We start from the raw sequence: 9,362 nt of genomic DNA, 5'->3' as shown, positions 1-9,362 counted from the left end.
CCGGGGCCCCCGGGCCGAGGCGCCTCGGCCAGGGTCTGGGGCGGGCGCGGGGTGCGCAGCGGTCGGGGGATCGCGGGGGCCGCCCGGCGTGCCTGGTCGGGGGTGTCGGCCGCGACCGCGGCGATCTCCTGACCGACGAACCTGACCACCCCGTCCGCCAGCGGAGGCCGGTCGGACATGTGGCCACCGCGGTGGATGTAGGTGATGCCCGGGGCGAAGTCGGCAGCGGTGACGACGGCCCGCACTCCAGGCATCCGGAGTGCCGCGGTGACGTCGAGTCCCGTCACCCGCGCGTACGGCACAGGCGAGCGCAGAACCGCGGCGTGCAGGTGCGCAGGTTCCGTCAGGTCGGCGGTGTAACGGGTCCTGCCGAGCGTCCGCTCTTCCCAGTCCAGCGGCCGGACACGACGGCCGACCTGGGTGTCACCGGCACTTGCCGGACTGTGAGGTCCGCTCATACTGCCTCTCCTCCCGTGACACCATCCGTGGCGCCTTCTGTGGCGCCTTCTGTGGCGGCGCGCAGCCGGGCCGTCTCGCACACGGCCTCGACGATCGCGGCGTAGCCGGTGCAGCGGCAGATGTTGCCCGACAGCTCCCGGCGGACCCGCGGCGCCGCCCGCTCCGGTGCGGCGGGCAGGCCGCTCCGGAGCAGGGCCGTGGCGTGCACGATGTGGCCGGGGGTGCAGAAGCCGCACTGGAAGGCGCCGCGGTCGGCGAAGGCGGCGCGCAGGTCCGCACTCTCCTCCGCGAGCCCCTCGGCGGTGGTCACCTCCTCGTCCACGAGGACGGCCAGGGTGACGCACGACAGGCGCGGCCGGCCACCCACCAGAACCGTGCACGCACCGCACTCGCCCCGCTCACAGGCGAGCTTGACCGAGGTCAGCCCGAGCTGATCGCGAAGAACCGAGGCCAGCGTCGTCCCCGGCGCCGTACACGCCGCCCGGGTTGTGCCGTTGACCGTGAAGGTGTCCATCGAAACTCCTGTCGCGCCTTTCAAGGGGTGAGGAAGCCGCGCCGCCGCGGGTCGCCGCTACTGCAGGTCGGCCTCGGTGAGCTGATCGGCGTTGGTCTTGTCGAACGGAAGGGTGTCGATGGTGACCTTGTCGGGCACCTCCTTGCCGTCGAGCTTGTCGACCATGCTCTGCAGGGACCTGGCTCCCCACTTCTGCGGCTGCAGGCCGATCTCGAACCCGAGCTGCCCCTTGCGGACCATCTCCAGCGTGGACGGGATGCCGTCGAATCCGGTCACGGTGACCTTGCCGGTCAGGCCCGCCTCGTTGACGGCCTGGATCACGCCGCCGACGAAGTCGTCGAGGTTGGCGTACACGACGGCGGCGTCGGGCACCGCCGACAGCGAGGCCTTCGTCGCCTCCAGCCCTTTCTCGGTGGTCATCTCGTTCAGGTTGACCTCGTGCGCCACGCTCATGTCCGGGCAGCTCGCCGACCCGATGACCTCCTTGTACGCCTTGGTCATCTCCTGCACGTACGGCGCGGACGAGGGACCCTTGATCATGATGATCTTGCCCTTGCCGACGTTCTTACACGTCCATTCGGCGATCTCAAGGCCGGCCTTGCCCCAGTCGTTGCCGATGAAGGCGGCCCGGGTGGAGGGGTCCGCGACGTCACGAGCGACGGTCATCACCGGGATGTTCGCGGCCTTGGCGTCGCTGAGGGGCGTCACGACCGCCTTGGCGTCGATCGCCGAGACGAGGATGCCGTCGACCCCCTTGGCGATCAGGTCGCTGATGTCGTTCGCCTGCTTGAGCGGGTCACCGTTCGCGTCGGTGAAGATCACCTTGACGCCGAGCTTCTCGGCCTCGGCCTCGATGCCCTTCTGAATGCCGGCGTACAGGGCGATCCTGGGGGCAGCGAAGCTGACCCCGATGGTCTTGGTGCCTGCCTTGGCCGCCCCGCCGTCGGCGGCCGGGTCCGTCGCCGAGGAGGAACAGGCTGTGGCGAGACCGGCGCAGAGCGCGAGTGCCACGACGGGCATCCTGCTGAATTTCATGATCTTCTCCAGGGGAGGTTCGGTCGGCCGGTGGGGTGTTCAGCGGGCTGCGAAGACCGGCCGACGAGGTGAGGAGGGTGGGGCGTCTGAGCGGAGGAGAAATCGAGGATCAGATGGCGGCGGGGGTGGCCTCGGCCCTGCCGGGCTCCTCGGTGCCGGGCGGATCGACCGGGCGCGACTTTCTCGCCGGTGAGAAGCGGCGCAGCAGCTCCGCCGACATGGCGAGGATGAAGACGAGCCCGACGGCGACCGACTGCCAGGCATCGCCGACCCCGAGCAGGTTGAGCCCGTTCTGGATGACCGAGATGACGAGCACGCCGAGCAGCGTGCGCCACATCGATGCCTTTCCCCCGTGGAGTGCGCTGCCACCCAGCACCACCGCGGCGACCGAGAAAAGCTCCAGCTCGCCACCGACGGTGGGCTGTGCCGACTGCAGGCGGGCCGTGATGGCCGCCCCGGCGACGGCCGCGAACACCCCGGCGATAACGAAGGTCATCACGGTGGTGCGGTCGACCCGCAGCCCGGCCAGCCTGGCCGCCTCACGGTTACCACCGGTGGACAGCACCCGCAGGCCGAAGGGACTCACGCTGAGCAGGAACAGGGAGATCACGAAACAGGCCACCATCAGCCAGACGATCCAGGGAATGCCCAGCGGGCGGCCGGTCCCGAACCCCGCGATCGAGGCGGGCAGGCCGCCGACGGACTCCGAGTTCGAGGCGATCAGCGTCACGCCGGTGGCCACCACCGAGGTGCCCAACGTGATCATGAACGGATGGACCCTGAGCCCGATCACCAGGATCCCGTTGAGCAGGCCGAACAGCACACCGGTGACGGCGGCGGCGAGCAGCCCGAACAGAATGTTCTGGGTCGCGGCCATCACCAGCGCGGCCACCACGCCGTGCAGCGCCACCTGCGCGCCGATGGACAGGTCGAACCCGCCCCCGGCGATCACGAACGTCTGGCCGAACGAGACGATCGCCAGGATCGCCATCGAGGTCAGGACGTTGAGGATGTTCCCCTTGCTGAGGAAGGAGTCCGTGGACATCGTCAGTACGACGACGAGGCAGACGAGCAGAGCAGGGATGAACGCATCCTCCAGTGCCGGCCTGAAACGGCCACGTCGCACTGCCCGCGTGGCGGATACCGGGTTCCCGGTCACGATTCACGACCTTCCGAGGTTGTGCCCAGGCACGCCGCCATCAGATCGGCGTGTGGGACGTTTCCTGCCATTTCCGCGACCAGCCGACCGCGCCGGAACGCCATGAACCGGTCGGTGATGGAGCGGAACTCGTCACTCTCCAGAGCCACGATGACCACGCAGCCGCGCTCGTCGGCGAAGCGGCGGAGCTGGTGCATCACGTTCTGCTTGGCACCGATGTCGATGCCGTGGGTCGGCTCCTCGACGATGAGCACCCGCGCTCCCGCGGCCAGCCAGCGGGCGATGAGCACCTTCTGCTGGTTGCCGCCCGACATCAGGCCCGCTTGGAAGGTCGGGTCGGCCGGGCGGACGTTCAGGTCGGCGATGAGCCGCTCGGCGGTGCGGCGGATCTTCCCGCGGTCGAGCATGCCGAACCGGCTGAACCTCCGGATGTCTCCGAGCACGATGTTGTGTTCCACGCTCAGCATCGGCTGGATGCCGTCGCGCTTGCGTTCCTCGGGTACGAAGCCGACCGCGGCGGCCACCGCCTGCCTGCGGTTGTGCGGACTCAGGGGCCTGCCCGCGATCCTGACGCCGCCGCTGTCGGGCCGTGTCGCACCGGAGAGCATCCGCGCGTACCGCCCGGCACCCGAACCGAGCAGACCGGTCAGCGTCACAACCTCGCGGTGACGCAGCGTGATCGCGGTCGGGACGATGCCCTCACCGCCCAGCTCGGCCTCGACCAGACGGTCACCCGCGTCCTGGGGAGTACGGTCGGGGGCGTTGGCGAGCTGCTGTCCCGCGACCAGCTCGGCAAGGAGGTGCGGAGTGGCCTGGTCGCCGACGAGCCGGGCGACTATCTGGCCGTCGCGCAGGGCAGTGATCCGGTCGCAGCTTTCGAGGACCTCGTCCAGGTTGTGGCTGACGAACAGGACGGCGAGGCCGTCGGCGGCCAGGCGGCGGATCAGCGTGGTGATCCGCTCGGCCTGCCGGGCCTCCAGAGCGGCGGTGGGCTCGTCCAGGATCAGCAGCCTGGGCTCCGACCGCAGCGCGCGGGCCACCTGCAGGAGCTTCTTCTCTGCCAGGTCAAGGGTGCCGGCGAGGCGACCCGGATCGATCGTGAGGCCGAGGGACTCCAGCAGGCGCGTCGTCTCGACGCGGTCGGCGCGCCGGTCTCGCAGGCTCAGCCCCGCGGGCCCCCGCCGGTTGGGGCGGGAGACCACGACGTTGTCGGCCACCGACAGATCGGGGAAGAGCTGCGTCTCCTGATGGATGACGGTGATCCCCGCCTGCTCGGCCTGGGCGGGCGTGGCGAAGGAGGCGGAGGCACCCGCGACGGTCAATGTTCCCTTGTCGGGCGTGATCGCACCGCACAGCACCTTGATCAGGGTCGACTTGCCCGCCCCATTGGAACCGATCAGGCCGTGGACCTCGCCGGAGAACAGGTCGAGATCGACCTCGCGCAGCGCGGTGAACGCGCCGAACCTCTTGATGATCCCGGCCGTGCGCACCGCGGCAGCGGCGGATGCCGGGGTCATCGCCCGCCCTCCGCGCCCGTGATGGATGGCGGGATCATCGCCCGCTCTCCGTGTGCAGGGCCGTACCGGTCGCCCGGACCAGCGCGGTCCTTACGACACGGCGCACCTGCGGGATTCCCAGCACTGCGGCGAACAGAACCACGGTGATCAAAACAGGGCGTCGCATTCAATTACCTCCAGAGGTCGGCGTGGCGGATGCCGGCGGTACGAGCGGGAGAGATTCACGGTCGGGGGAGGAGTTCAGGAACGCGGCGGCCAGCCGGGCGTACTCGGCGGGGCGCTCCTCCTGCGGGTGGTGCGCGGTCCCGGGTACGACCTCCAGCCGAGCGTCGGCGAGCAACCCCAGAAGGTGCCGCGCATAGCCCAGACCGGCGAAGACGTCGTGTTCCCCCCACAGCAGCAGGACGGGCGAGGTCACCCGGGCCAGGTCGGGGCCCAGGTCCTCGGCGGCACCGCGAGCCTCGGTGGCGGTCCCGAGGGCGAGCGCGCCGGGATCGACGCTGTTGCGGTAGCGCTCGGCCACCGTCTCCTCCGGAACCCCCCGTGGATCGTTCCACTCGTAGCGGGCGATGAGCTCGCGCATCTTCGCGGGCGTCGGGCCCTCACCGCCGTAGTAGTCGTCGCGGACTCGGGGACCTCGCGCGTCACCGGGTTCCAGGGCTGGGCGGGCCGTCGGCCTACTGCCGGTGACCACCAGGCGGCCGACCGACCCGGGGCTGTCGGCAGCCAGGCGCAGGGCCACGCCCCCGCCGAGCGACTGGCAGACGAAGTCGGCGCGTGCCAGGCCGAGCGCGTCGAGCAGCCCGCGCACGTGAGCGGCGTGGAAGCCGAACAGGGGCCCGTCGATGAATGGTTTGTCCGAGTCGCCGTACTGCGGGAGGTCGACCAGGATCAACCTGCGGCCGGGCACGAGCGCGTCCACGACCGGGGCGAAGTCGGTCCACGACGAGCAGCCGGGACCGCCTCCGTGCAGGAGCACCGTCGGCACGCCGGCCCCGATCGAGCGCACATGCAGATCGAGGCCGTGCACCCGGTACCGCCGGCCTTCCCCGGCCACCGCGGGGGAACCGGCCGGTGGGTGCGACGGGTCAGCGGCCGTCGCTGGATCTTTTTCGGGCATGGCGAAACTCCGTAGCAGGTGGGCGCGGGCTGGCTCGTTGACGTGGAGAAGCGACACCCTGCGGGGTCACAGGGCTCCGAGCTGGGCTTTGGTGGGCAGAACTACAAAGAAGCAGTGTGCGTACTATGTACGCTACTTTGCACTTCGGTCAATGACCCTCGCCTTTTTAGCTCTGACCGAAACAAAATGTTTACCTGTCTGGCAGGCCAGAGGCCGGGCGGGATCGCTCGAAGGCCAGACACGGAACGCTCTTCCGGCGATCACGAGGCGGTCAGAGATCGAGCACGAGGCGGTCGGAGAGCGAACGCGAGACGCAGGGCATCATCGTGGCGCCCGAGGCCCGCTCCTCCGGCGTGAGCAGCGAGTCGCGATGGTCGGGCTCACCCTCGACGACCTTCGTCTCGCAACTGCCACAGATACCCTCGCGGCAGGCACTCGCCACCCAGACGCCCACCTCCTCCAACGCGTCGATGATGGGCAGGTCCCGCGGCACCGTCACCCGGACGTCCGACTGGCGGCACACCACCTCGAAATCCCGCTCGTCGTCGGCGTCGACCTCGGCGCGCGGCGCGGCGGCGAAGCGCTCGACGTGCAGGCTGCCCTCGGGCCAGGCGGCGCAGACGGACTCGACCGCCGACAGCAGCCCTTCGGGACCGCAGCAGTACACGGCGGTGCCCGCCTGTGGCGTGCCGAGCAGGGTGTCGAGGTCCATCCGGCCGCATTCGTCCTCGGGGAGCAGCGTGGCAGCCTGCCCGTAGGCGGCGAGTTCGGCCTGGAAGGCCATCGACGCACGCCGCCGCCCGCCGTACGCCAGCCGCCACGGGATGCCCGCGGCCTCAACGGCGGCGATCATCGGAAGGAGCGGGGTGATGCCGATCCCCCCGGCGATGAACAGGTACCGCTCGGCCGCCACCAGCGGGAAGCGGTTGCGGGGGCCGCGCGCCGTGATCAGGTGGCCGGGTCGCAGCACCTCGTGCACGTGGGCGGACCCGCCCCGGCTGTCCGGCTCGCGCAGCACCGCGATCCGGTACCGCGAGGAGTCGCCGGGCGTTCCGCAGAGCGAGTAGTGCCGCAGTCGACCGCCGAGTTCCAACTCCAGGTGGGCACCCTGTTCCCATGGCGGTAGTGGACCTCCGTCCGGGGCCTCAAGGATCACCGAGAGCACCCCCTCCGACTCCAAGGTCATCGCTCGCACCAACAGGTCCATCTCGGCCCCGCTCTCATCCATCGACCGCCTCCCATCGCGTTCCCGGCAGAATGCCTACGTGCTCGTACTATGTACGGCGCTAAGCACGAGGTCAAGAAATCCTGGTATTGACAATGGTCAGCAGTTCGTACAATGTACGAGACGTTGTCCACAGCATCGCCCGCAGAGTCACCGTCTTCCGGCGAGGACCTCGTCAGCCGGCGCCTGATCACGGAGGCCAGATTGACCACACTCAGCAACCCGACGGGATCCGGCACGGGTGGAGAGGGAAGGCCCCGGTCAGCCCCCAAGACCGCGCCCACCGCCGGAGCCAGGCCGGATCGGCAGCCCCCCGGCCAGGACTGGTCGTCCTGGCCGACCTACGAGAGCGCCTCCCTCGGCTTCCGTGATCACTGGTACCCGGTCCTCTGGGAGGAGCAGGTCGGCCAGAAGCCGGTCCCCATCACGCTTCTCGGCGAGCGGGTCGTGCTCGTCCGGCAGGACGGCAAGATCCACGCCCTGCACGACCGCTGCCCGCACCGCGGTGTTCCGCTCTCGCTTGGCCGCCGGCAGTTTCCCGGCACGATCAGCTGCCCGTATCACGGCTGGACCTACGACCTCACCGACGGCAAGCTCTGCGGGGTCCTCACCGACGGCCCCGACTCCCCCATCCGCGGACGCGTCTCGGTGCGCACCTACTCCGTCGAGCAACGCTTCGGCCTTATCTGGGTGTACGTCGGCGACGGCGAACCGCACCCCCTCGACGACGACCTGCCCGAGGAACTGCGCGACAACGCCTTCGTCCTCGGTGGCCGCACCGAGATACGCGACGGCAACTGGCGCTTCGCCGCCGAGAACGGCTTCGACGAGGGGCACGCGAAATACCTGCACAACACGGCGCTGTGGCGGCTGTTCAAGGTGATGCCCGCCTGGAACAAGACCAAGGTGGTCAACCGCGACAAGTGGCTCGTTCGGGTGCAGGAGGAGGTGCACTGGGAGGCTGAAATGCCCGGCCTCGGCCTGTGGACCAACAAGCGCTGGTGGAAGCGCATGCCCTTGCCCGACGCGCCGGGCAAGGCGAAGAACGTCAATCCGGTCATCGCTTCACTGGACCTGCCGGGCTTCGTGTCGATCAGGCTGCCCGGCATCCTGCGCGTCGCCTACCCAGATTTCATCCACTACGAGTGGTACGTGCCCGTCGACGAGGACCACGTGCGGTACGTGCAGCTCATGGTGCGCTTCGAGACCGGCCTGAAGGCGCAGGTGTTCAAGCTCAAGTACCTGACCGCGATCCGCTGGCTGTTCCACGGCCAGTTCACCGCCCAGGACGCCTGGATGGTCGACGTGATGGACGCGCCCCCCGAGAAGCTCTACCGCCCGGACCTGTCGATCACCGCCTGGCGCCGCCTGGTCGAACGGAGCTCTCCGAAGGTCCAGCCGACAGAGGCCCTGAACAACAAGCAGTGATCCCGACAGTGATCCCGACGACGATCCCGGCGATCCTCGATCGAGCATGTCGTGCGCGGTAGGGTGCCGCGTACCGAGGAGAACAACGGAGGCATGATGGTCGCACGAGAACGCCCCCGTGGCCGGGACACCGGCCGGGCGCTGACTCGCCAACAGATCGTCGACGCCGCGGTTCGCATCGGTGACCTCGAAAGCCTCGACACGCTGACCATACGGCGGCTCGCCACCGAGCTCGGTGTCGGCACCATGACGTTGTACAGCTACTTCCGCAGCAAGGACGAGATCCTCGACGCGATGGCGGACGACGTTCTCGGCCGCATCCGGCTCCCGCAGGTCGATCCAGGCGATCCGGAGGCCCTCCTGGTCGCCTGCGGCATGGCCTTCCGCGACATGATGCGGACCCATCCGTGCGTGGTGCGCCTGCTGTCGACGCGGGTCAACACGAGTCACGTATCGCTCGCGGGGTCGATGGAGGGGGTGCTCACCCTGCTGCGTGCCGCAGGGCTGTCCGACCGGCTCACCGTCCAGGCGTACGGGTTGCTGATCACCTATGCGCTCGGCTTCTCCAGCTATCAGGCCCCCCGGATGTGGGGGCACGCGGACAGGGAGGACGCCGACGAGCTACGCCGCCGGCGTCGCCACTTCTACGCCGGCCTGCCCGCCGACCGGTTTCCCAACATGGTCGACCTGTCAGAGGAGCTGACGACGCTGCCGTCGGACGACCAGTTCACCCGCGGCCTGCGCCTGCTGGTCCGCGCCCTTCTCACCGAGATGCCCACCGCCTCGCCCTGAGGGGTCGCCTCCTGGGCGTTCCTTCGGATCTCGGCCGAAGAAGCGCCTGTCTCACGCGTCGCGCTCTCGATGCCCGCGTGAGGCGGTCCCTCCACCCGCTTGGGAGCACAGGG

Annotated in this window: 9 protein-coding genes and 1 pseudogene; 2 read left to right on the top strand and 8 right to left on the bottom strand. The window is 69.5% G+C overall.

All coding sequences use genetic code 11. The features are described 5' to 3' along the window. The 8 genes and pseudogenes from ABZ260_RS15080 to ABZ260_RS15045 all read right to left on the bottom strand — a co-directional run. Positions 1–458: pseudogene (locus tag ABZ260_RS15080) on the bottom strand (hypothetical protein); the annotation flags it as partial. Beyond that, positions 455–973 (bottom strand): 2Fe-2S iron-sulfur cluster-binding protein, encoded by a 519-nt coding sequence (locus ABZ260_RS15075; RefSeq protein WP_355617064.1) that lies wholly within the window; start codon positions 971–973, stop codon positions 455–457. The pseudogene ABZ260_RS15080 and the gene ABZ260_RS15075, both read right to left, overlap by 4 nt. Positions 974–1,030: 57 nt before the next feature. After that, positions 1,031–2,008, bottom strand: a complete 978-nt coding sequence (locus ABZ260_RS15070; RefSeq protein ID WP_355617062.1) for a substrate-binding domain-containing protein — start codon at positions 2,006–2,008, stop codon at positions 1,031–1,033. A gap of 109 nt (positions 2,009–2,117) precedes the next feature. Further along, positions 2,118–3,167, bottom strand: coding sequence for an ABC transporter permease (locus ABZ260_RS15065; RefSeq protein WP_355617060.1), 1,050 nt, complete (start codon positions 3,165–3,167; stop codon positions 2,118–2,120). Further along, positions 3,164–4,684 (bottom strand): sugar ABC transporter ATP-binding protein, encoded by a 1,521-nt coding sequence (locus tag ABZ260_RS15060; RefSeq protein WP_355617058.1) that lies wholly within the window; start codon positions 4,682–4,684, stop codon positions 3,164–3,166. The genes ABZ260_RS15065 and ABZ260_RS15060 overlap by 4 nt, the downstream gene beginning before the upstream one ends. A 34-nt stretch (positions 4,685–4,718) precedes the next feature. After that, positions 4,719–4,850 carry a hypothetical protein gene (locus ABZ260_RS15055; RefSeq protein ID WP_355617056.1) on the bottom strand — a complete coding sequence of 44 codons (132 nt, stop codon included), beginning with the start codon at positions 4,848–4,850 and terminating at the stop codon, positions 4,719–4,721. Beyond that, positions 4,851–5,804, bottom strand: coding sequence for an alpha/beta hydrolase (locus tag ABZ260_RS15050; RefSeq protein WP_355617054.1), 954 nt, complete (start codon positions 5,802–5,804; stop codon positions 4,851–4,853). A 271-nt stretch (positions 5,805–6,075) separates the two neighbouring features. Continuing rightward, a complete protein-coding gene (locus ABZ260_RS15045) occupies positions 6,076–7,032 on the bottom strand; it encodes a PDR/VanB family oxidoreductase (RefSeq protein WP_355617052.1) in 957 nt (318 codons plus the stop codon). 201 nt (positions 7,033–7,233) lie between these two features. Here ABZ260_RS15045 and ABZ260_RS15040 point away from each other — a divergent pair, with 201 nt between their 5' ends. Then, positions 7,234–8,457 carry a Rieske 2Fe-2S domain-containing protein gene (locus tag ABZ260_RS15040; protein ID WP_355617050.1) on the top strand — a complete coding sequence of 408 codons (1,224 nt, stop codon included), beginning with the start codon at positions 7,234–7,236 and terminating at the stop codon, positions 8,455–8,457. A 93-nt stretch (positions 8,458–8,550) separates the two neighbouring features. Then, the gene (locus ABZ260_RS15035; RefSeq protein ID WP_355617048.1) at positions 8,551–9,249 is read left to right on the top strand and encodes a TetR/AcrR family transcriptional regulator; all 699 of its coding nucleotides are present in this window, start codon (positions 8,551–8,553) and stop codon (positions 9,247–9,249) included. Positions 9,250–9,362: the final 113 nt, after the last annotated feature.

The organism is Streptosporangium sp. NPDC006013, from assembly GCF_040614275.1.
Taxonomy (GTDB): Bacteria; Actinomycetota; Actinomycetes; order Streptosporangiales; family Streptosporangiaceae; genus Streptosporangium.
This window is presented reverse-complemented; position numbering and strand designations above follow the sequence as displayed.

Excerpts from the sequence above, each read along its gene's own strand:
- ABZ260_RS15075 (WP_355617064.1), bottom strand. The coding sequence starts at position 973 with ATGGACACCTTCACGGTCAACGGCACAACCCGGGCGGCGTGTACGGCG.
- ABZ260_RS15070 (WP_355617062.1), bottom strand. The coding sequence starts at position 2,008 with ATGAAATTCAGCAGGATGCCCGTCGTGGCACTCGCGCTCTGCGCCGGT.
- ABZ260_RS15060 (WP_355617058.1), bottom strand. The coding sequence starts at position 4,684 with ATGACCCCGGCATCCGCCGCTGCCGCGGTGCGCACGGCCGGGATCATC.
- ABZ260_RS15055 (WP_355617056.1), bottom strand. The coding sequence starts at position 4,850 with ATGCGACGCCCTGTTTTGATCACCGTGGTTCTGTTCGCCGCAGTGCTG.
- ABZ260_RS15050 (WP_355617054.1), bottom strand. The coding sequence starts at position 5,804 with ATGCCCGAAAAAGATCCAGCGACGGCCGCTGACCCGTCGCACCCACCG.
- ABZ260_RS15045 (WP_355617052.1), bottom strand. The coding sequence starts at position 7,032 with ATGGATGAGAGCGGGGCCGAGATGGACCTGTTGGTGCGAGCGATGACC.
- ABZ260_RS15035 (WP_355617048.1), top strand. The coding sequence starts at position 8,551 with ATGATGGTCGCACGAGAACGCCCCCGTGGCCGGGACACCGGCCGGGCG.